Here is a 20,882-nt window from a genome sequence, read left to right as displayed (position 1 = left end):
TGTCAAACCACTCGGTACCTGGACTGGCTGATGTGGTTCGCGGCGCTGTCCCCCGCCTATGCCGGCGACTGGTTCGGCGGACTGGTGGAACGCCTGCTGGAGAACGACCGTGCCACTCTGCGCCTGCTGCGCCGCTCCCCCTTCCCACCGGACACCCCGCCCCACTACATCCGGGCCCGTCTCTTCCGCTACCGCTACACCACCTGGCGGGAACTGCGTGAGACGGGCGCGTGCTGGGAGCGGACGTATGTGCGCGAGTATCTGCCGCCGACCAGGCTGGCGCGGGCGGTTCAGAGGTCGTAGACGCGGGTGGCCGTGCCCTCGTGGACGGCGGTGCGCTCCGTCGCGCTGAGGCCTGCGGTCAGCTCGGCCGTGGTGTGCAGCGCTACGGCATAGGTGGCCGCCAAGGTGCACACCGGCCAGTCCGAGCCGGACATCAGCCGGTCGGGGCCGAAGGCCTCCATGGCGATGTCCGTGTACGGCCGCAGGTCGGCGGTCGTCCAGGAGGCGGGGTCGGCCTCGGTGAGCAGGCCGGAGAGTTTGGCGGCCGTGTTCGGGCGGGCGGCGAGTGCGCGCAGGGCGGATGCCCAGGGTTCGCGCGCTCCGGAGGCGATCGGCGGTTTACCCAAGTGATCAAGGACGAACGTCAGTTGGGGAAGGGTCTCGGCGGCCTTGGCACAGGCCGGGAGCTGGTGGGGCAGGACGACGAGGTCGTAGACGAGGCCCGCGTCCGCGAGTGCGGTCAGGCCCCGGAGTACGTCCGGACGCAGCAGCCACTCCGGGTCCGGCTCGCCCTGCACCTGGTGCCGGATGCCCTTCAGGTGGGCGCCGCCGGGGAGTGCGCGCAGCCGGGCCAGTTCGTCGGCGATGTCGGGGCGGGTGAGGTCCGTCCAGCCGACGACGCCCGCGACCAGGTCATGTGCGGCCGCCAGGGCCAGGAACTCGGGGGTCTCCTCGGGCACGGTGACCGTCTGGACGAGGACGGTACGGGTGACTTCGGCCGCGCGCGCCTCGGGTTCGAGGTCGGCGAGGGTGAAGTCCCGCCTGAGCGGGCTGTGTTCGGGGATCCAGTCCTGGTCGCGGACCGACAGGTCCCAGACGTGGTGGTGGGCGTCGACGGTCACGGCAGCTCCCAGACGACCGGCAGCCCGGCTTCCGCGCCGTCGCGCGAGTAGTCGTGCACGACGTCGAGCAGCTCGGCCATGCGGGCCTGCCAGGCGACGTTGACCGGCAGCTGCTCCAGTTCGGCGAGCAGCCGGGCGTAGTCCTCGCACTCCAGCAGGTGGAACAGGTCGGTGCCGCTGCGCCAGATGGTCCAGGAGGTGGCGCCGGCGGCGCGGATGGCCGCGGTGAGTTCCTTCGGGACGTCCCGGTGGGCGGCCTCGTAGGCGGCGATGCGGTCGGGGCGGACCTTGGTGTGCAGGGCGACTCTCATGACAGCTCCTCTTCGCCGGGCAGCAGGCCGGCCTCCCGTAGCTCAGGCCAGAGTGCCGCAGGCACCGCTGCCGCGAACTGGTCTGCGCAGTCCTGCACTTCGGCCGCCGAACGGGCGCCGACCAGCACGGTGGCGACGGCCGGATGGGCGGCGGAGAAGGCCAGTGCGGCGGCGCGCAGGGTGGTGCCGTGCCGTTCGGCGACCGCCTTCATGCGCAGGGCTCGGTCCAGCAACTCGCCTGGCGCCGGTGTGTAGTTGTACGTCGAACCGGGCTTCGGATCGGCCAGCAGGCCCGAGTTGAAGACGCCGCCGAGGATCACGGACACCCCGCGCTCGGCGGCAGCGGGCAGCAGTTCGGTGGCGGCGCTCTGGTCGAGCAGGGTGTAGAGGCCTGCGCACAGGACCACGTCCACGTCGGTGTCGCGGACGAACCGGGTGAGCATCCCGGTCTGGTTCATGCCCGCGCCGATCGCGCCGACGACGCCTTCGGCGCGCAGCTTCTCCAGGGCCGGGTAGCCCTCGCGGAAGGCCTGCTCGGCGTGGTCGTCGGGGTCGTGCAGATGGACGACGTCGACGCGGTCCAGGCCGAGCCGGTCCAGGCTCGCCTCCAGCGTGCGGCGGATTCCGTCGGCGCTGAAGTCCCATACACGCCGGTGGGTGGCGGGTACGGCGAAGCCGTTGGCCAGGTCGTCGCCCGTGCCGTCGGAGGGGTCCAGGCGGCGGCCGACCTTGGTGGAGACGGTGTAGTGGGCGCGGTCGTACGCGCGCAGGGCCGCGCCGAGCCGGCGTTCCGAGAGGCCGAGGCCGTAGTGCGGGGCCGTGTCGAAGTACCGGATGCCCCGCTGCCAGGCGGCCCGTACCGCCTCCCCGGCCTGTTCGTCGTCCAGTGGGGTGAAAAGGTTGCCGAGCGGCGCGGCGCCGAGGCCGAGCGGAGTGACCTCGACGCCGCTGCGGCCGAGCCTCCTCACCGTTCCACCGGCCGGAGCCTGAGGCCCTGCATGCCACCGTCGATGGCGAGGGCGATGCCGGTGGTGGCGCCGGACAGCGGGCTCGCCAAGTAGGCGATGGCGCCCGCCACTTCGGCGGCAGAGACCAGCCGTCCGGTGGGCTGGCGGGCCTCCAGGGCGGCGCGTTCGGCGGCCGGGTCGGGGGCCGCGGCCAGCAGCCGGCCGATCCATGGGGTGTCCACGGTGCCGGGGTTGACACAGTTGACGCGGATGCCCTCGCGGACGTGGTCGGCGGCCATGGCGAGGGTCAGGGAGTACACCGCGCCTTTGGTGGCGCTGTACAGGGCGCGCTGCGGGAGACCGGCGGTGGCCGCGATGGAGCAGGTGTTGACGATCGCCGCGTGTGAGGAGCGGCGCAGGTGCGGGAGGGCGGCGCGGGCGGCGCGGACCATACCGAGCACGTTGACGTCGAAGACATGCCGCCACTCGGTGTCGTCGTTGTCCTCGACCGTGCCCCGGGCGCCGATCCCGGCGTTGTTGACCAGGACGTCCAGGCCGCCGAGGTCCTCGGCCGCCCGCTCCACGGCGGCCCGTACCGAGGTGTCGTCGGTGACGTCGGCGCGGTGGGCGTGGAGCGGCTTGTCGACGTCCGCCGGATCCCGGTCGAGGACGGCGACCCGGGCTCCGCGGTGGGCGAGGAGGTCGGCGGTGGCCCGGCCGATACCGGACGCCCCGCCGGTGACCAGGGCCCTGAGGCCCTCGAAGTCGCTCATGCGGCCTGTCCCTTCCGGGGGTCGGGGGCGGCGGCCCAGTAGGTGCCGCCGGGGAACGTGTACCGCGCGAGGGACTCCGGGCGAAGGGCGGCGGAGAAGCCGGGCGCGGTGGGTGCCGAGTAGTGGCCGTCCTGGATGACGACCGGGGTGACGAAGTGCTCGTGCAGGTGGTCGACGTACTCGATGACCCGGTCCTCGGTGGTGCCGGAGATCGCCAGGTAGTCGAACATCGACAGGTGCTGGACGAGTTCGCACAGGCCGACGCCGCCGGCGTGCGGGCAGACCGGGACGCCGAACCTCGCGGCGAGCAGCAGGATGGCGAGGTTCTCGTTGACGCCGGCCACGCGGGCCGCGTCGATCTGGACGATGTCGAGGGCGCCCGCCTGGAGGAGTTGCTTGAACACGACCCGGTTGTGCACGTGTTCGCCGGTGGCGACCTTGACCGGGGCCACCGCGCGGCGGATGGCGGCATGGCCGAGGACGTCGTCGGGGCTGGTGGGCTCCTCGATCCAGTACGGGCCGAACTCGGCGAGGGCCCGGGTCCAGCGGATCGCCTCGTCCACGTTCCAGCGCTGGTTGGCGTCGACGGCGAGGCGGATGTCGGGTCCGACGACCGCGCGGGCGACCCGGCAGCGCCGGATGTCGTCGTCGAGGTCGGCGCCGACCTTCAGCTTGATCTGCTTGAAGCCGTCGGCGACGGCCTGTGCGGCGAGCCGGCCGAGCTTGTCGTCGTCGTAGCCGAGCCAGCCCGGTGAGGTGGTGTAGGCGGGGTAGCCGCGCTCCAGCAGCCGGGCCCGGCGCTTCGCGGCGCCTTCCCTGCCCCGACGCAGCAGACCCAGAGCCTCCTGAGGGGTGAGCGCGTCCGCGATGTAGCGGAAGTCGATCTGCCCGACCAGCCACTCGGGTTCGGCGTCGGCGAGCAGCTGCCACAGCGGCTTGCCGGCCCGCCGGGCGGCGAGATCCCAGACGGCGTTGACGACGGCCCCGATCGCCATGTGCATCACGCCCTTCTCGGGGCCGAGCCAGCGCAGCTGGCTGTCGCCTATCAGGTCCCGGAAGAGCGAGCCCGGGTCGGCGCACAGCTCGGCCACGTCCCGGCCGAGCACATGGTCCCGCAGCGCGTCGATCGCGGCCACCTGGACGTCGTTGCCCCGCCCGATGGTGAACACGAACCCGTGTCCCTCGTGCCCGTCGGCGGCGTCGGTGCGCAGCACGACGTAGGCCGCCGAGTAGTCGGGGTCCGGGTTCATCGCGTCGGAGCCGTCCAGCTCGCGCGAAGTGGGGAAACGGATGTCGTGGGTGTCGACCGCGGTGACGCGGGCGGGGGCCTGGGACACTGAAGTCCTTTCGGTCGTGGAATGCCTGTCTGCTCGTCAGTCCTGAGCGCGGCCCGTGGTCACGCGGGCGATCACGAGGGCGACGAGGATGATCCCGCCGTAGATGGCCTGGATCCAGAACGACGGGACCTGGGCGAGGGTGAGCAGGTTCTGTACGACGCCCAGCAGAAGGACACCGGTCAGGGCGCCGGACATGGTGCCCTTGCCGCCGTCCAGGCTGATGCCGCCGATCACCGCGGCCGCGAACACCGTGAAGATCATGTTCTGGCCCTGGTTGGCGCTGATCGCGCCGACGTAGCCGGTCTGCAGCAGGCCGCCGACCGAGGCGAGCACGCCCGCGACGACGTACACGCCGAGCATGATCCGGTCCACCCGGACTCCGGCCGCGCGGGCCGCGTCCGCGTTGCCGCCGATCGCATAGAGGGCACGGCCGGTGCGGTGGTACTTCAGGACGAACCCGGTGACCGCGAAGGCGACCGCGGCGAGCCACACCGACATGGGCACGTTGAGGAAGGTGGTGGTGGCCAGGGAGTAGAAGCTGTCGGGCATGCCGAACAGGGTCTTGCCCTTGGTGGCGCCGACCAGCAGGCCGCGCAGCACGATGAGCATCGCGAGCGTCACGATGAAGGCGTTGAGCCGGAACTTCACGACGAGGACACCGTTGAAGGCGCCGATGACCGCGCCGGCCACGGGGATCGCGAGCAGGGCGAGCGTGGCCGGGAAGCCGGTGCCCCAGCCGGACTGGCTCGCGGGCAGCACCAGCAGGGCGCCGACGGCCGGTGCGATGCCGACCACGGACTCCAGCGACAGGTCGAACTTGCCGGTGATCAGGACGAGGGACTCGGCGAGGACGACCATGGCGAGCGCGGCGGAGGCGCCGAGGATCGAGATCAGGTTCCGCTCGGTGAGGAACGAGTCGTTGACCACCGTGCCGAGCACCATGAGCAGCAACAGCGCGGGGACCAGGGCGAGTTCACGGGCCCGGCGGAGCAGGACGGTGCGGGCCGAGCGGGCGTCCGGGGTCTTCGGGGGTGCGAGCGGCGGGGCGGCCCGGGTGTCAGCCATGGTCAACTCCTTCGATGGAGGCGATCAGCTCGTGGTCACGCCAGCCGGCCCGGTGCTCGGCGACGACACGGCCGTGGAAGAGGACGAGGACGCGGTCGCAGCGGCGCAGGTCGTCGAGTTCGTCGGAGACGACGAGGACGGCGGTGCCGTCGTCGCGGGCGCTGTCCATGCGGGCGAGCAGCGACTCCTTGGACTTCACGTCCACCCCGGCGGTGGGGTTGATGAGGACCAGCAGGCGCGGGTCGGAGGCGAGGGCACGGGCCATGACGACCTTCTGCGCGTTGCCGCCGGACAGGTCGGACACGGGCTGGTCGGGGCCTTCGGCGTGGATGTCGAGGCGCTGGATCAGCTCGGCGGCGAAGCGGCGTCGCGCGTCGGTGGCGACGAAACCTGCCCTGCCGAGCCGGTCCAGCACGCTCAGCGTGGCGTTGTCGCCGATGCTCATGCCGGACACCAGTCCCTGCTCGTGCCGGTCGCGCGGGACACAGCCGATCCCGGCCCGCAGCGCGGCCCGTACATCCCCGAACGGGAGCCCCCTGCCGTCGAGTTGCGCGCTGCCGCCGGTCGGGGTGTGCAGTCCGGCGAAGGACTCGGCGAGCTCGGTCTTGCCGCTGCCGCTGGACCCGGCGAGTCCGACGACCTCGCCGCGGCGCACGGTGAGGTCGACGCCGTCGTATGCCGGTGAGGTGAGCCCGTGTGCTTCCAGAAGGACCGGAGCGCCGGCGTCGACTGTCCTTTCCTGAACGGCCTGTTCGGTGATGGACTCCCCCGCCATGGCCTCCACCAGGGCGGCCTTCGGCAGGTCGGCGACGGGTGCGGTGGTGATCCAGCGGGCGTCGCGCAGCACGGTGACCGTCTGGCAGACCTCGTACACCTCCTGGAGGTGGTGCGAGATGAACAGGAAGGTGACGCCGGAACCTTGCAGGGAGCGCATACGGGTGAACAGCCGCTCGATCTCCCGGCTGTCGAGCTGGGCGGTGGGTTCGTCCAGCACGATGAACCGGGCGCCGAAGCTCAACGCCCGTGCGATCTCCACCATTTGACGGTCCTCGACCCGGAGGTCGGCGGTACGCGCCTCGGGGTCGACGCGCACGTCCCAGGTGTCGAGGAGTCGGGCGGCCTCGCGGCGCAGTCGGCGCCAGTTGATGAGGCCACGGCCGGTCGGCTGCCGGTTCAGGAACAGGTTCTCGGCGACCGTCAGCTCCGGGACGACCGTCGGCTTCTGGTAGACGCAGGCGACCTTGCGACGCCAGGCGTCCCGGTCGGCGAGCGGGGGCGCGGGCACGCCGTCGAAGCGGACGGTGCCCGCGTCCGGCGCCTGCAGGCCGGTGAGGACATTGACCAGGGTGGACTTGCCGGCGCCGTTGCGGCCGACCAGGGCGTGGGACTCGCCGGGCAGGACGGTGAGCCGTCCGTCGGCGAGGGCGAGGGTGGGGCCGTACCGTTTGACGATGCCCTCGGCTTCGACCAGCGGTGTACTCATTTGACCGTGTTGCCCCACAGCTTGGGGTCGTCGACGTCGGCCTTGGTGACCAGCGGCGCGGGCAGCTGGTCCTCCAGGATGCCGCCCGGCAGCCTCACGATCGTGGAGCCGTGATCGGTGGGCCCGGGCTTGAACGTCTTCCCGGCCATCGCCGCCTTGATGTAGTAGAGGCCGTACTGGGCGTAGGCGTCGGCGGGCTGGGAGACCGTGGCGTCGATCTGGCCCTTGCGGATGGCGTCGAACTCCTGCGGGATGCCGTCGTTGGAGACGATGGCGATGTGGCCCTGCTGCCCGGCCGGTTTCAGCATGTTCTTGGACTTCAGGGTCTGCAGGGTCGGTGCGAGATAGACGCCGCCGGCCTGCAGGTAGATGCCCTTGATGTCGGGGTTGGCGTTGAGCAGGGTGTCCAGCTTGGCGGCGGCCGTGTCGGACTCCCACTTGGCGGGGATCTCCAGCACCTTGAGCCGCGGGTACTTCTTCTTCACACAGGAGCGGAAGGCCTCGGAGCGGTCGCGGCCGTTGACCGAGGCCAGGTCGCCCATGATCTGCACGACCTTGCCGCTGCTCACATGCTGTCCGAGGTAGTCGCAGGCCTTCTCGCCGTAGGCCACGTTGTCGGCGCGGACGACCATGGCGACCTTGCCCTTGTCGGGTGCGACGTCCACGGCGACGACCGGCACGCCCTTGCGTTCGGCCTGGTCGAGTCCGGCCTGGATGGCGGCGCTGTCCAGCGGCGCGACCACCAACCCCTTGACCCCCTGGGTGAGTTCGTTGTCGATGTCGGTGATCTGCTGGGAGGGGTCGCTGTTGGAGTTGACCGTCTTCAGCACCTCGACGCCCTCGGACTTGGCCATCTTGGGCACGTAGTCGTTGTACGACTGCCAAAACGGCGAGGTCAGCAGCGGCAGGATGACACCGACCTTGCCGGTGCCTCCACCGCCCGGGCTCGCGGTGTCCTTGGTACTGCCGCAGGCGGCGAGCATGAGCGAGGCACCGGCGGCCAGAGCCGCCGCGCCGATGATCCGGGACCTGCTGCGCTTCCTGACAGTGCTGGCGGGCATCTCGCGGCTCCTCGTTGAGGGTGTTGTCGAGGGTTTTCGAGCAGACGCCGCATACTTATCAGACCAATGAGCGAAGACAACACCCTCGTGCAGGGAAAATCCGGGAGTCCGACCCATAGTGGTCGGACCACTTGGGTGGTTAGACTGCGTCGCGCCGGGTGACCGGCCGTCGGCACGGGGTGACTGGAGGAGTGGCGTGGACGAGGAAGCCCCGCAGAAGGGCACGGTGACCCAGCGCGCCATCGAGGAGATCAAGGCGATGATCGCCGAGGGCCGGCTGGAGCCCGGCCAGCGGCTTCCCACCGAGCGGGATCTGGCGGCTCGGCTGGGCATCTCCCGCAGCTCGATGCGGGAGGCGATCCGCGCCCTGACCGTGATGGGCGTCCTGGAGGCCCGGCACGGCTCCGGGATCTACGTCACCGCGCTGGAGGCCGGCGACCTGCTGGAGACCTTCGGGGTGGTCGCGGACCTGTCCCGGGGCCCACGGCTGGTGGAACTGCTGGAAGTACGGCGGATCCTGGAGTCGACGGCGACCGCGCTGGCCGCGGCCCGCATCACCGGGAACCAACTGGCCGCGGTCGAGAAGCACTTGGCGGCAATGAACGCCACCGACGACCCCGAGGAGATCCTCGCCCACGACCTCGCCTTCCACCGCGAGATCGCCGCCGCCGCGGGCAACGAGACCATGGCCGCCATCCTGGACGGCCTGTCCTCCCGCACCTTCCGCGCCCGTGTCTGGCGCGGCTACCAGGAGGAGGGCGCGTTCGCCCGTACCCGGCGCGAACACGCCGCCATCCACCGCGCCCTCGCCGCGCGTGATCCGGAGGCGGCGAGGGCTGCTGCCGCGGCCCATGTGGGCGAAGTGGAGGAGTGGCTGCGGGCGCAGCTCGCGGGGCGGACCGGGGAGGAACCCGGGGAGTAGCCCGGGAAGTGGATCAGACTCGTACGGGCTGAGCGTCCTCGGTGCCGGCGGGGCTCTGGACGCCGCCCTCGATGCCAGGAGCAGCGCTGCAGGATCATGAACTCGAAGGTGTGGCTGTGCAGACGGAGGGGGTGGATGTCGTCGCAGGCGTCGCGCAGCCGCATCCGGTCCCGCTTGCCGCGCTCGCGTGCGGGGAGGCCGGTTTCGTGCCCCGGACCTCTGACGGAGCTGGTCGTGCGCGGTATGTGAGAGCGCGGCTCGTTGGCCGTTACGGCCCTCCGCGCCGGCCCCTTGTCCCATGATGTACGCGTGACGGGAACATTCTTACGAGAGAGACCGGGCGGGCTACCCACCGATGGGCCGCACTGGCCGGAACTCACCCGGCCCGAAGAGGACTTGCTCGCTCGCCTGCGGCTGCTCGCCCGCGCGGACGGCGCCGAACGGCGTTCCGAGGTGCTGCGGGACGAACGCACCGGCGCCGCGCGCGCGGCCCTGCTGGAGGAGTGCGGCAGCGGGCGGTGGAGCAATATCCTGAAGGTTCATCAACTCGGCCTGCTGGCCTGGCTGCTCGGTGTCGAGATGGGCGACTCGGCGGAACTCGGCGTCGCCGCCGACTGGTTGTTCATCGTCCACCGGTGTGATCCGGCGCTGCTGCCGGCACCGCTGCGGTCGGCCCGGCCCGAGCAGTTCACCGCGGACGGCCTGGCCGCGCTGCTCGACGCCACCGGCGGCCGGGAGCACGCGCTCACCGCTGCACAGGAGTTCATCGCGGGCGGGCTCGGCTGGGCGGCGACCCCCCAGGAGGCCGAGGCGATCTCGGTCTATGTACGCGGCCGTGATCTCTCCCAACGCGACGGCACCGAGCACGAGGCGGACGAAGCCGCACGGCAGGCGCTGGCGGCCCTTCCGGTACGGCACTGGCTGCGCCCGTTCGCCCTCGAACTCGCCGCCTCCGCCCGTGCCTTGCTCGCCCTGGCCCAGGGGCTGCTGGGCTCCGAGGAGGCCGAGCGCCTCGCGCGGCAGGCGATCGAGGCGGTCCCCCGGCAGCACCCGCTGCTGCCGAGGCTTCTCGCCGCTCTCCAGTCGTACCGCGTGCTGGCTCTGGGCCTCCTGCTGATGAACTCCGAGTCGGGCCGCCTCGACGTGCTGCCGCAGGACGCCTGCCGGGAGGCCGTGGAGCTGGGCCGTGAAGCACTCGGGCTGCTGGCGGAGGACGACCCACGCGTCGACAACGCCCTGCCGATCCACGCCCAGGCGGTCTTCCTGCTCCTGTGCGGTGACCCGCACGACCGGCCTCTGCGGGCGGAGCTGCTGCGGCACGGAAAGATCGCCGCCGAGCGGTGCGCCGGCTCTCCGGACAAGGAGGCCGCCCGGTGGCTGGAGCTGGGCAACTCCCTCAAGGCCCTCTTCCTGTTGACGACCGACCCCGAACTGCTCCGGGAGCTGATCGATGCGCTCGGCACCGCGAACCGGTTGGCACCTCAGGGGTCACTCGCCGCGGCGAAGGCGGCTCGCGCCCTCGGCTGGGCCGAGTTCCGGCGGGCGGCGGGACTCGGTGACCTGCCCGGCCTGAACGCGGCTGCGGACCACTTCATCCGGGTCACCACGGACCTCGGTCTCCCGGTCGCCGAGGACACCCCGCAGGAGGCGGCGGAACGGGCCCTGGCGCGCGTCGAGGCGCAGAACGAACTGCAGGGGGTTCTGGTGACCCGCTCGGAACTCACCGGCGACCTCGGCTCCCGCTGGGAAGTGCTGTCGGCGCAACCCGAGCCGCTGCCCGACATCCGCACCGGATCCGGCGACTTCCACGAGGTGATCAGCCTGCGCGAGCTGGCCAGCGCCCGGCTCGACCAGGCCCAGAAGCTCTTCACCGCGCAATGGCTCCAGGCCACCCGGGACAACAGGCCGAAGACCCTGCTCAGGGCGGCGGAGCAACTGCGCGCCGCGGCGGACGAGTTCGCCGCGGCGGTACCGGAGTTCCGGCATCTCGCCGACGGCACCCACCGGACGGCCGCGGCCGCCGCTCGGCAGGCCGACGCCATGGAGAGCGGTACGGCCGGTACCGCCGAGGAGATGACGGCCGAACTGCTGACGGAGGGCTCCCCGGACCTGCTGCTGGACGACACCCTGTTCGGCCGGGAGGACGACGCGGATCAGGACGTCACCGCGGCCCCGGCGAGTCCCGAGGGGCCGCGGCCGTCCTTGGACGGAGCGCTCGCGCTGCGGCACCTCAAGGGGCACGAGGTCGTCCGCCTCCGGCTCACCGTGGCCCGGCAGGAGGCCGAGCGAGCGGTCGGGGAACGGCAGCGCGGTGTCTCGTACGCCGACGCCTGGTCCCGGGCGCTGGCCTTCTGTGCGAAGGCCTACGCCGATCCGGCCGCGTCGCCCGTCGAACTGCTGCCGCACGCACGGTTCATGGCCGAGGCGGCCGCGCGGCTGGACGACCTTCCGGCCGTGGCGCCGCTGCTGGCCGCCGCCGTCCGGATGTCGGGGGCGCTGGCGTCGCCGCGTTTCCCGCGCGCCGAACGGGAGGCGCTGCTGGCCGAGTACGCGGGCGGGCTGGGCGATCTGGCCTGCGCCGCCGCACTGTCGGCCGGCGAGCCAGCCGAAGAGGCGCTGGCCGTCCTGGAGGCGGCCCGTGGCCTGCTGTACGCCAACGCCCTGAACTCCATGACCGAACTCGGCACCCTGCGCCGGGACCGGCCCGAGGAGGCGGCCCGCTTCGAGTCGGCCACGGCCGCACTGGTGGCCGCCCAGGAGATCCCCGCCTCGTCCGGTCTGGAGGCCGTGACGCTACGCCACCGGGCGACCGACCGCTGGGAGGCCGAAGTCGGCCGCATCCAGGGCCTCGCGGGCTTCGAGGACTTCCTGCAACCGCTCACTCCGGCGAGGGCACGCGCCCTCGCCGATCGTGGCCCGCTGGTCCATGTGACCCTGCATGCCCTGCGGTCCCATGCCCTGCTCGTCACCGCCGACGGCGTGACGGCCGAGCCGCTGCCCGGTGTCTCCCCGTCCCTGGCCCAGGAGTGGACCGCCCGGCTGGAGCGGGCGGGAGCCGACACGGACGCCGCCGCGGGTGAGGTCCGGGCCGTGCTGGGCGAGCTGTGGGACGCGGTCGCGAGTCCCGTGCTCGGTGCGCTCGGCTTCACCGGCCCGCCCGAATCGCCGGCCGACCGGCCCCGGGTGTGGTGGGTGCCGTCCGGACCGGCCGTCTTCCTGCCCCTGCACGCGGCGGGCCGCTTCGGCGGTACGGCGGACACCCGGCACCAGGTCCCGGCCGGCACCGAGGACGCCGGGGGCCCGGCCCACCCGGCAGCCGCCCCGCGCCAGCTCCCCGGGGCCAACGTGCTCGACCGCGTGGTCTCGTCGTACATGCCGACCCTGCGCGCCCTGCGCCACGCCCGGCTGCGGCCCGACCCCAAGGGCCGGCCCAGTGTGCTGGCGATCGCGGCCCCAGGCGCGGCCGACTCCCCCGGCCGGCTGCGGTGGGCCGTCGACGAGGCGCTGGACGTCCGGGACGCCGTCGGCGCCGGACGCTATCTGCCGCCCGAGGAGGCGACCCTGCCCACCGTCGGGCAAGCCCTGTCCGAGCACCCCTGGCTCCACTACGCCGGGCACGGCGCGCACGGCGCACTGGCACTCGGCGACGAACTACTCACGCCCTCGGCCGTCGACCGCCTGTCCCTGCCCTCGGCCGAACTGGTCTACCTGTCCGGCTGCGACACCGCCAAGGGCGCCGCATCCCTCGCCGACGAATCCCTGCACCTCGCGTCCGCGCTGCATCTGGCGGGCTACCGCGACGCGGTCGGTACCCTGTGGCGCGTCCGCGACGACACAGCGGCGCAGATCACCGAGGACTTCTACAGGGAGTTGCGCGGCGCGGCCGGCCACCATCCGGCCGCGGCCCTCGACGCCGCCGTCCGCGCGGCCCGGCGGCGCGCACCCGACCGCCCGGACCTGTGGGCCGCCCACCTGCACATCGGCCCCTGAATCGCCCCGAGTGAACCAGTCGAACCGAGACGGACATGCACACGAACGACGAACTCCACGCGCGCTACGCCGCCCTGATGTCCCATCACGATCAGCTATCCGACGGGATTCAGGAGGGGGGAGCGGCGGTCACGACGCTCGCCGTCACTCCCGGCGACCCGCCCACCCGCACAGCCCTCAGAACCCGGCTCACCGACCTCTTCCGCCGTCGGCCCGACCTGCGCATGGTGATCCTTACGGCGGGTGAGGACACCCTCGGCGTCGTCCACCGGGACACCCTGCGGCCGGACGAGCCGGACGAGGGCCGTATGACGGGCGTGGACGGTGCCCAGCCCATGCCGGGCCCGCCCGTCCGTGCCCGTGCCCGGTATTTCGCGTGCACCGAGGCTCAGTGCGAGGAGTGCACCGGGGGCCGGTGCTCGGCCGCGGAGTTCGTCCTGTTCGGCGACGGACGGCCGCCGCGATGCCCGCATGGGCACGGCCCGATGACCGAGGAGGAGTGATGCGCCGGTGAACCTGTCCGCGCTTGCGAAACCGGCCGGACCGTCGTTCAGCGGCAGGTTCTTCCTGGTCTCGACACTGCCCACGACCCTCGTCGGCGTCTATCTGCTCGTTCTGGTGTGGGCGGGCGCGCCCGGCCCGGTGCGGTTCGGGCGTGCCTGGCGCACCGCCGCAGGACTGGGCGCCGGCCCGAGCCTGCTGCTGCTCCTGCTCGTCACCGCGGTCGGTGTGATCACCATGCCGTTGCAACTGCCGTTGGTGCGCTGGCTGGAGGGCTACTGGCCGCGACACCTGGAACGGCTCGCCCGCTGGTGCCGGAAACGCCAGAAGGACCGCTGTGGGGACGCCACCGGCACGCTGACCCGCGAGGACGCGCACAACCCCGAAGTGGTCGACCGGGAATTCACGAGGGGATACCGGCAACGGCTGCGCTACCCGGTCGATGAGCCGCACCTCTTCCGGCCCACCGCCCTCGGCAACGCGCTCACCGCCGCCGAGTCCCGGGCGGGACGGGCGTACGGTCTGGACGCGCCGGTGTTCTGGACCCGGCTGGAACCGCTGCTGAGCGGCCGGATCGCGGCCACGGTGACCGAGCAGCGCGACGCGATGGACGCGGCGGCGCGGCTGAGCGTCACCGCCGCGCTGTGTGTGCCGCCGACGGTCTGGCTGCTGTGGCGGTCCGGCTGGTGGCTGCTGCTCCCCGCGCTGCTCACGGTCCTGTCCCGGCTCGCCTACGTCGCCGCCGTCCACGCGGCCGTCGCCTACGGCCAGTACGTCGAGGTGGCCTTCGATCTGCACCGCTTCGACCTGCTCAGCGCTCTCCACCTCCCGCTCCCCGCCGACCGGGAGGAGGAGCAGCGGTCCAACGAGGACCTCGGCGGGCTGTGGCGGCAGGGCCTGCCGACGAGATCCCCGCTGCGCTATGTGCACCCGTCCGGGCCCGAAGACCCGTCGCCGCCCGCGTCGCCCCCGGCGGACTGACGCGGGCGGTGCCCCGGTCAGCGCCGCAGCCTGAGCGTCACCAGCTCGAAAGGCCGCAGTCGTACGGTGATCCGGTCGCCGTCGCGCTCCGGCGGCTCGGTGTCGTCGGACGGCCGTTCCAGCAGGTCGGTCACGGTGACGTCCGCGACCTCGAACCCGGCCGTGAGGGTGGCGCGGGCCCGGCCGCCGTACGCCTCGTGGAACCGGACCACCACGTCCCCGCTGCCGTCATCGGCCAGCTTCACCGCCGTGACGACCACGGCGTCGTTGTCGACGGTGACCAGCGGGGCGACCTCGTGGGCGCCGGTCAGACGGCGTTCGGGCACGTTGATCCGCCAGCCCTCGCGGACCGCGTCGGCAATCGAGGCACCCGGGATCAGGGCGTGCCGGAAGCGGTGGACACCCTGGTCGGTCTCGGGGTCGGGGAAGCGCGGGGCGCGCAGCAGGGAGACGCGCACCGTGGTCGTCGTACCGCGGTCGCCGTCGGTACGCACGGTGCGGGTCACGTCGTGGCCGTACGTCGAGTCGTTGACGACGGCCGCGCCCCAGCCCGGCTCCTCCAGGTGGACGAACCGGTGGTTGCACGCCTCGAACTTGGCGGCCTCCCAGGAGGTATTGGTGTGGGTGGGGCGGAACACATGCCCGAACTGGGTCTCGGAGGCATACCGTTCGGCGTGCAGGTCCAGCGGAAAGGTCAGCTTCAGGAACTTCTCCGTCTCGTGCCAGTCGACCTCGGTGTCGATCACCAGGCGCCGCTCGCCGGGCGGCAGGGACAGCACCTGGGTGACGCGGGAGTCGCCGAAGGCGCGCGCGATCCGCACCGACACGCCGTCCTCACCGGCCTGGACCGACTCCGCGCCGGTGAGGTCCGTGACCGTGTTCCGGTAGAACTCGTCCACGTCCCAGGCGTCCCACATGTTCGGGAAGTCCTGGTGGAGTTGGAGCAGGCCCGCGGCCTTGCCGGGGGCGATGGTCTCGCGGTCGGCCTGGATGTCGTAGGCGGAGACGATCAGCCCCAGGGCGTCGATCTCGACCCGGAGCAGGCCGTTGGCCAGGACGAATCCGCCGTCGGCGCGTGGCGCGAGGCTCGTTCCCCGCGGCAGCAGGTGTGCTCCGGCGCCACCGGCCGGAACCCCGGCGCGGCGGTGCGGCGCCGCGTTGAAGACCAGCTCCCGGTCCCCCGCTCCGGCCAGGGCCCGCTGGGCGGCAGCGGTGATCTCGTCCAGTTCCGCGGTGATCCGCGCGTACGTCGCCCTCGCTTCCCGGTGCACCCAGGCGATGGACGAGCCGGGCAGGATGTCGTGGAACTGGTGCAGCAGGACCGTCTTCCAGATCCGGTCCAAGTCCTCGTGGGGGTAGCGGAATCCGGTGCGTACGGCGGCGGTGGCCGCCCACAGCTCCGCCTCGCGGAGGAGGTGTTCGCTGCGCCGGTTGCCCCGCTTGGTCCTGGCCTGGCTGGTGAGGGTGGCGCGGTGCAGTTCGAGGTACAGCTCGCCGACCCAGACGGGCGCGTCGGGGTACTCGGCCTCGGCTTTCTGGAAGAAGGCGCGGGGTGTCTCCCAGATGACGGTCGGCGAGCCTTCGAGGTCGCGCAGCCGGGCCGCCTTGGCGACCATCTCTCGGGTCGTGCCGCCTCCTCCGTCGCCCCAGCCGGTGGGCGCGAGGGAGTGCCGGGCCCGGCCCTTGTCCCTGAAGTTGCGTGCGGCGTGGGCGAGTTCGCCGCCCTTCATGGAGCAGTTGTAGGTGTCGACGGGCGGGAAGTGGGTGAAGATCCGGGTGCCGTCGATGCCCTCCCACTGGAAGGTGTGGTGCGGGAACTTGTTGGTCCGGGACCAGGAGATCTTCTGCGTCAGCAGCCACTTGCTGCCCGCGGCCCTGATGATCTGCGGGAGTCCGGCGGCGAAGCCGAAGGTGTCGGGCAGCCAGGCCTCCTCGTTCTCGACGCCGAACTCGTCGAGGAAGAACCGCTTTCCGTGCACGAACTGACGGGCCATGGCCTCCGAGCCCGGCATGTTGGTGTCCGACTCCACCCACATCCCGCCGGCCGGTACGAACCGCCCTTCCGCGACGGCCTTCTTCACCCGGGCCCACACCTCGGGCCGGTGCTCCTTCACCCATGCCCACTGCTGGGCCTGGGACATGGCGAAGACGAACCCCGGCTCGTCCTCGATCAGCGCGGTCATGTTGGAGGTCGTACGGGCCACCTTGCGGACCGTCTCGCGCAGCGGCCACAGCCAGGCCGAGTCGATGTGCGCGTGCCCGACGGCGCTGATCCGGTGCGCGGACGGTACGGCGGGCGCCGACAGCACACCGGTGAGCCGCTCCCTCGCCCGGTCGGCCGTGCCGTTCACGTCCTGCAGGTCGACGGCGTCCAGGGCCCGCTCCACCGCCCGCAGGACGTCGTGCCGGCGGGCGGAGTCCACGGGCAGCTCGGCCATCAGCTCGCCGAGCACCTCCAGGTCCATGACCAGCTGCCAGACGGTCTCGTCGAAGACGGCGAGATCCATGCGGGTGAGCGTGTACTGGGGCTCGCTGCCGGCCGTCTCCTTGTCGCCCAGCCGGGTGGGCAGGAAGGGGTGGTAGTCGAGGATGACGGGGTTGGAGGCGGCCTCGATGTGCAGGCACACCTCCTCGCCGCCCTCGGCCGGCGCGCCGATCCGCACCCACTGGTTACGCGGGTTCAGACCCTTCACCGGGGTGCCGTCGGGCCGGTGGACGAGGCCCTCGCACTGGAAGCCGGGCATGTTCTCGTCGAAGCCCAGGTCGAGCAGGGCCTCGACGGTCTTCCCTGCCCACGCCTCGGGCACGGTCCCGGTCACCCGGAACCAGCTCGTGCCCCAGGGAGCACCCCACCGGGCGCCGACCTCGATGGGCTCCGGCTCGGCGGCGAGTCCCTCCGCGACCGGTACGGGCTCGCCGGGCGCGTGCCAGACCGCGACCCGCAGCGGCAGGGACTCGGGGTACACGGCGGGGCGGATGCGTTCGTCGAGGACACGCCTGAGGCGGGCTTCCACCAGAGTGCGGTCGTCATGCATGCGAGGTGCTCCCTGCGGGTTCCGGGTGTTTGCGGATCCAGGTGTTTGCGGTTCCGGTGCTTACCAGGTGTGGCTGACGGTCACGGGAGTCGAGGCGTTGTAGAGCTCCCCCACAGCGCGCAGTTCGAACCGTGCGGTGCTCTCCCCCGGTGCGGGCTGCAGGCCGGTGAGGTAGTAGGCGCGCTGACAGGTGCCGCCGAGGAAGCGCCGGGTGCCGTCGGGCAGGAGGCGGTGCAGCTCGTAGTGGCGTACGGCGCCCGGTGCGGCGTCCCAGGCGAGGCGCAGATCGCCACCGGTCGCGGCGGTGACACGGGCACCCGTGGGGGCCGCCGGGGCGGTGACGGCGTCCCCGACGGCGAGGCCGCCCAGCCGCCAGCGCACCGGACCCGCCGTGGCCGTGAGTCGCACGCCGAGGGCGTGGACGGTGCCGGTCAGCCCGGTGAGCGGAAGCGTCACGGCCTGCCAGCCGTTGACGCCCTTGTTGACCGAACTCACAGGCAGATATGTGTACGGCGGAGTCGCCCCGGCCCCGCTCGGCTCGGCCGTCGCCACGGCCAACTCGACGTTCACCGCGCCGGCGTCGGTCCGGTAGGTCAGCTGCACCATCGTGTTCCCGCCGATCGGCATCCGGGTCGCGTACAGGTCCACCACCACGGGTCGGTCCAGTGCACCGTCCACCAGCACACTGCTCCCGCCCCGCCAGGCGTCGGTGAAGTCGAAGGCCACCGCCGGCCGCTCCCCCGCCGTGCGCACCACCCACCGCCGCGACGGCAGCCGGTCCTGCAGCCCCAGGTGGTTCCAGGCGGCGTCCGAGGTGACGGCCCCTTCCTCGTACCAGCGCAGCCCGTGTCCCGTGTTGAACACGGTCGCGAACGGCAGCGAGGTCGGCGTCGAGCGGTCCGCGACCGACACCGCCGGCGCCCGCCAGGGGTCACCCGTGTCCGGCCGGGAGGGGTCCAGTGAGCGCCCGGTCCAGAACCGGTCGTCGGCGGCGTGGAAGTCCTCGGGCGCGCGTTGACCCGCGGGCAGGTGGTTGCGGGTCCACTCCGGCCGGTAGAAGCCGATCGAGGTGATGTGCGGCTGCCCGGACGGCACGATCGCGTCCCAGTTCACGGAGGTGTCGGACCCGTTCGACTCGACGTCGACACCAGCCCACAACGCATAGCGGCCGCGCCCCAGCCGGTCCGCCTTCGCACCCGAGGACGCGAGCGTGCCCGAGCTCCACCGGAAGTCCACGAACATGGCGTCGGCGGCCTGGAAGAACGCCTGGTTCTGGCTGTTCAGGGCGCCCTGCCAGCTGACCGTGCCGTTCACGGTCATCGCGTCGTACCAGGTCACCCGCTGCCCCTTGGCCGTCGCGAGCGCCTTCAGCTCCTTGACGAAACCGAGCATGGCCTGGCCGAGGGCGGTGTTCCCGCCGCCCGTCTCGGCGTTGACGAACCAGCCGTCGAAGCCGTAGGCCGCCGCGACCGCGACGAGTTGCGCGGCGAGCGGATAATGTCCGGAGGCGTCCTTCTGCACCAGGTCCCGGGTCCACTGCAGCTGACCGCCGTACGCGGTCGGCGGCAGGAAGATGTTCCCGAGCACCGGGACGCCGTGGCGGTGGGCCGCGTCCACGATCGGCGCGTTCGGCGCGAGGATCAGGCCCTCGCCGGCCGAGCCGCCCCAGAAGACCAGCTCGTCGAGGTAGGCCCAGTGCGTCAGGGCGTAGTAGTCGGCGGTGGCCGCGCCCTGGGACGGATTGCCGGAGGTGGGCGCGAAGGACACGAGGGCCTGGATACGGGCCTGGCCGGAGCGGGCCGTGGTGTTCGCGGGGGTCGGCGTGAAGCGGGCGGCGAGCGGCACGGACGCGGCGTTGAACGCGAGGTCGGCGTCGTCGGCCACGCGCCAGCTCTTCAGGCTGCGCCAGGTGATGCCGGTGCCCGGACTGCCGGCGGGGAGCGAGTCCGGGTACCAGTAGGAGGCGTACGGCGCAGTCGCCCCGGTCTTCGGACGGGTGGCAGCCAGGGCCGGAGCAGCCGGGAGCAGGGCGGCCGCGCCGGCGGCGATGAGGACCGTGCGTCTGGTGGGGTTCACGAGCGGGTGCCTCCGTGTGGGGTGGGGAGTACCTGGTCGGGAGTGACGACTTCGGTGATGCCGCGCGCGGCGAGGTGGTCCTTGTCGTCCGCGCGGGTGTCGAGGACGGTGGTGGGGCGGGCGCCGTCGGCGACGAGCCGGAAGTAGGCGTCGAAGACTGGTCCGCCGGGGGCGCACCGGGAGCGGCGGGCCGGATCGTCGGGCACGACGAGGGCGGTGGTGCGCGCGGTGGGAGCCTCATGGATCCGGTGAGCCGCGTCGCCCAGCACACGGGCGATGTCCTTGGGCTCGCGGCTCCGGGTGAACAGGCCGAGGCCGTATTCGAGTTCGGGGAAGTCGGCGAGGTCGCGCGAGACGTCGTAGGAGCACCACCAGGTGATGCCCCACAGGTCGGGGCAGTCGAGGGCGTGGGTGATGGTGGCCTCGGCGAACGCTGCGGCGTGTTCGGCGGGTACGAGCGGTGCGGGTGCGCCGACCTCCTGCAGCCACACCGGCCGGTGGGGTGCCTGAGCCCAGGCCTTGCTCAGCTCCACGAGGTAGGCGGCGTGGTGCTCGGCCTGTACGGAGGTACGGCCGTGGCGCTGGGCGGTGCCGTTGAACACCCAGGAGTGCACGGCGGTGACGTCGCCGAGCCGGGCGGAGTGGCCGGGGGTGAAGGGCTGGTCGTCCTGGTACCAGGCGGCGTCGTAGGAGGCGTGCAGATGGAGCCGGTCCGGGGCGCCCTGGGCACAGGCGGCCAGCATCCGAATGAGCCACCGCTCGGCTTCCTCGGAGGTGATGCGGTCAGGGTCGGGGTGGGGGTCGGCGGTGAACTGGTTGACCTCGTTGCCGACGGTCATGCCGATGAAGTTCGGTCGGTCGGCGAGGGCGGCGGCGAGGGTGCGCAGATAGGCGGCCTGGCCCTCGACCACGTCGGGGTCGGTGAACAGGTTGCGCCGGTGCCAGGTGCGGGTCCACGCGGGCAGGAAGTCGAAGCTGCTCAAGTGGCCCTGCAGGCCGTCGACGTTGACGTCCAGACCGCGTTCGGCGGCCGCGTCGGCGAGGGCGACGAGCTGGTCGACAGCGTGCGGGCGGATCAGGGTGCGGTTGGGCTGGAAGTAGGGCCACAGCGGGAAGACGCGGATGTGGTCGAGGCCGAGCGCGGCGATCGCGTCCAGGTCGGCGCGCACCGAGTCGAGGTCGAAGTCGAGCCAGTGGTGGAACCACCCTTCGCTCGGGGTGTAGTTGACGCCGAAGCGCACGGCAGGAGGCATGGAGTGTCCTTGTGACGTACGGG

15 protein-coding genes and 1 pseudogene are annotated in these 20,882 nt (G+C 72.2%); 5 read left to right on the top strand and 11 right to left on the bottom strand.

The window, feature by feature from the left end; translation table 11 throughout:
• Positions 1 to 18: 18 nt before the first annotated feature.
• A pseudogene (locus AV521_RS00520) lies at positions 19 to 303 on the top strand (lipase maturation factor family protein); the annotation flags it as partial.
• Here the strand turns inward: AV521_RS00520 and AV521_RS00515 are convergent.
• Genes AV521_RS00515 through AV521_RS00480 form a run of 8 tightly spaced genes read right to left on the bottom strand, consistent with a single transcriptional unit; the run spans position 291 to position 8,101 of the window.
• A complete protein-coding gene (locus AV521_RS00515) occupies positions 291 to 1,124 on the bottom strand; it encodes an amidohydrolase (protein ID WP_076082150.1) in 834 nt (277 codons plus the stop codon). The pseudogene AV521_RS00520 and the gene AV521_RS00515 sit on opposite strands and share 13 nt — an antisense overlap.
• Positions 1,121 to 1,435, bottom strand: a complete 315-nt coding sequence (locus AV521_RS00510) for an L-rhamnose mutarotase (protein WP_076082148.1) — start codon at positions 1,433 to 1,435, stop codon at positions 1,121 to 1,123. The genes AV521_RS00515 and AV521_RS00510 overlap by 4 nt, the downstream gene beginning before the upstream one ends.
• Entirely contained in the window at positions 1,432 to 2,403 is a 972-nt protein-coding gene (locus AV521_RS00505; RefSeq protein ID WP_076082146.1) for an aldo/keto reductase, read from the bottom strand. Before AV521_RS00505 ends, AV521_RS00510 begins: the two co-directional genes overlap by 4 nt.
• Entirely contained in the window at positions 2,400 to 3,155 is a 756-nt protein-coding gene (locus AV521_RS00500; RefSeq protein WP_076082144.1) for an SDR family NAD(P)-dependent oxidoreductase, read from the bottom strand. Before AV521_RS00500 ends, AV521_RS00505 begins: the two co-directional genes overlap by 4 nt.
• Positions 3,152 to 4,492 (bottom strand): L-fuconate dehydratase, encoded by a 1,341-nt coding sequence (locus AV521_RS00495; RefSeq protein ID WP_076082142.1) that lies wholly within the window; start codon positions 4,490 to 4,492, stop codon positions 3,152 to 3,154. Before AV521_RS00495 ends, AV521_RS00500 begins: the two co-directional genes overlap by 4 nt.
• Positions 4,493 to 4,528: 36 nt before the next feature.
• A complete protein-coding gene (locus AV521_RS00490) occupies positions 4,529 to 5,557 on the bottom strand; it encodes an ABC transporter permease (protein WP_076082140.1) in 1,029 nt (342 codons plus the stop codon).
• Positions 5,550 to 7,040: a sugar ABC transporter ATP-binding protein gene (locus AV521_RS00485; RefSeq protein WP_076082139.1), complete on the bottom strand. Its 1,491-nt coding sequence runs from the start codon at positions 7,038 to 7,040 to the stop codon at positions 5,550 to 5,552. Before AV521_RS00485 ends, AV521_RS00490 begins: the two co-directional genes overlap by 8 nt.
• Positions 7,037 to 8,101 carry a sugar ABC transporter substrate-binding protein gene (locus AV521_RS00480; RefSeq protein WP_076082138.1) on the bottom strand — a complete coding sequence of 355 codons (1,065 nt, stop codon included), beginning with the start codon at positions 8,099 to 8,101 and terminating at the stop codon, positions 7,037 to 7,039. The genes AV521_RS00485 and AV521_RS00480 overlap by 4 nt, the downstream gene beginning before the upstream one ends.
• 196 nt (positions 8,102 to 8,297) lie before the next feature.
• Between AV521_RS00480 and AV521_RS00475 the strand changes: the two genes are divergently transcribed.
• The 4 genes from AV521_RS00475 (at position 8,298) to AV521_RS00460 (ending at position 14,495) form a co-directional block, all read left to right on the top strand.
• Complete coding sequence (locus AV521_RS00475; protein WP_076082137.1) at positions 8,298 to 9,023, top strand: FadR/GntR family transcriptional regulator; 726 nt, start codon at positions 8,298 to 8,300, stop codon at positions 9,021 to 9,023.
• Between the two features lie 396 nt (positions 9,024 to 9,419).
• Positions 9,420 to 13,013, top strand: coding sequence for a CHAT domain-containing protein (locus tag AV521_RS00470; protein WP_076082136.1), 3,594 nt, complete (start codon positions 9,420 to 9,422; stop codon positions 13,011 to 13,013).
• 35 nt (positions 13,014 to 13,048) lie between these two features.
• Entirely contained in the window at positions 13,049 to 13,516 is a 468-nt protein-coding gene (locus AV521_RS00465) for a hypothetical protein (RefSeq protein ID WP_076082135.1), read from the top strand.
• A 7-nt stretch (positions 13,517 to 13,523) separates the two neighbouring features.
• Positions 13,524 to 14,495, top strand: coding sequence for a hypothetical protein (locus tag AV521_RS00460; RefSeq protein WP_076082134.1), 972 nt, complete (start codon positions 13,524 to 13,526; stop codon positions 14,493 to 14,495).
• A 17-nt stretch (positions 14,496 to 14,512) separates the two neighbouring features.
• On the opposite strand, the gene AV521_RS00455 is transcribed toward AV521_RS00460, so the two are convergent.
• From AV521_RS00455 to AV521_RS00445, 3 genes are read right to left on the bottom strand one after another with little or no spacing between them, the layout of a single operon-like run.
• Positions 14,513 to 17,530, bottom strand: coding sequence for a glycoside hydrolase family 38 C-terminal domain-containing protein (locus tag AV521_RS00455; RefSeq protein ID WP_076082133.1), 3,018 nt, complete (start codon positions 17,528 to 17,530; stop codon positions 14,513 to 14,515).
• A 60-nt stretch (positions 17,531 to 17,590) separates the two neighbouring features.
• Positions 17,591 to 19,606 (bottom strand): endo-beta-N-acetylglucosaminidase, encoded by a 2,016-nt coding sequence (locus AV521_RS00450; RefSeq protein ID WP_076082132.1) that lies wholly within the window; start codon positions 19,604 to 19,606, stop codon positions 17,591 to 17,593.
• Positions 19,603 to 20,859, bottom strand: coding sequence for a glycosyl hydrolase (locus AV521_RS00445; protein ID WP_107480774.1), 1,257 nt, complete (start codon positions 20,857 to 20,859; stop codon positions 19,603 to 19,605). Before AV521_RS00445 ends, AV521_RS00450 begins: the two co-directional genes overlap by 4 nt.
• Positions 20,860 to 20,882 lie beyond the last annotated feature (23 nt).

This window comes from Streptomyces sp. IMTB 2501 (assembly GCF_001953885.1).
Lineage (GTDB): Bacteria > Actinomycetota > Actinomycetes > Streptomycetales > Streptomycetaceae > Streptomyces.
This window is presented reverse-complemented; position numbering and strand designations above follow the sequence as displayed.

Coding starts and splice junctions, on each gene's coding strand:
- AV521_RS00510 (WP_076082148.1), bottom strand. CDS start 1,435: ATGAGAGTCGCCCTGCACACCAAGGTCCGCCCCGACCGCATCGCCGCC.
- AV521_RS00500 (WP_076082144.1), bottom strand. CDS start 3,155: ATGAGCGACTTCGAGGGCCTCAGGGCCCTGGTCACCGGCGGGGCGTCC.
- AV521_RS00490 (WP_076082140.1), bottom strand. CDS start 5,557: ATGGCTGACACCCGGGCCGCCCCGCCGCTCGCACCCCCGAAGACCCCG.
- AV521_RS00485 (WP_076082139.1), bottom strand. CDS start 7,040: ATGAGTACACCGCTGGTCGAAGCCGAGGGCATCGTCAAACGGTACGGC.
- AV521_RS00480 (WP_076082138.1), bottom strand. CDS start 8,101: ATGCCCGCCAGCACTGTCAGGAAGCGCAGCAGGTCCCGGATCATCGGC.
- AV521_RS00465 (WP_076082135.1), top strand. CDS start 13,049: ATGCACACGAACGACGAACTCCACGCGCGCTACGCCGCCCTGATGTCC.
- AV521_RS00455 (WP_076082133.1), bottom strand. CDS start 17,530: ATGCATGACGACCGCACTCTGGTGGAAGCCCGCCTCAGGCGTGTCCTC.
- AV521_RS00445 (WP_107480774.1), bottom strand. CDS start 20,859: ATGCCTCCTGCCGTGCGCTTCGGCGTCAACTACACCCCGAGCGAAGGG.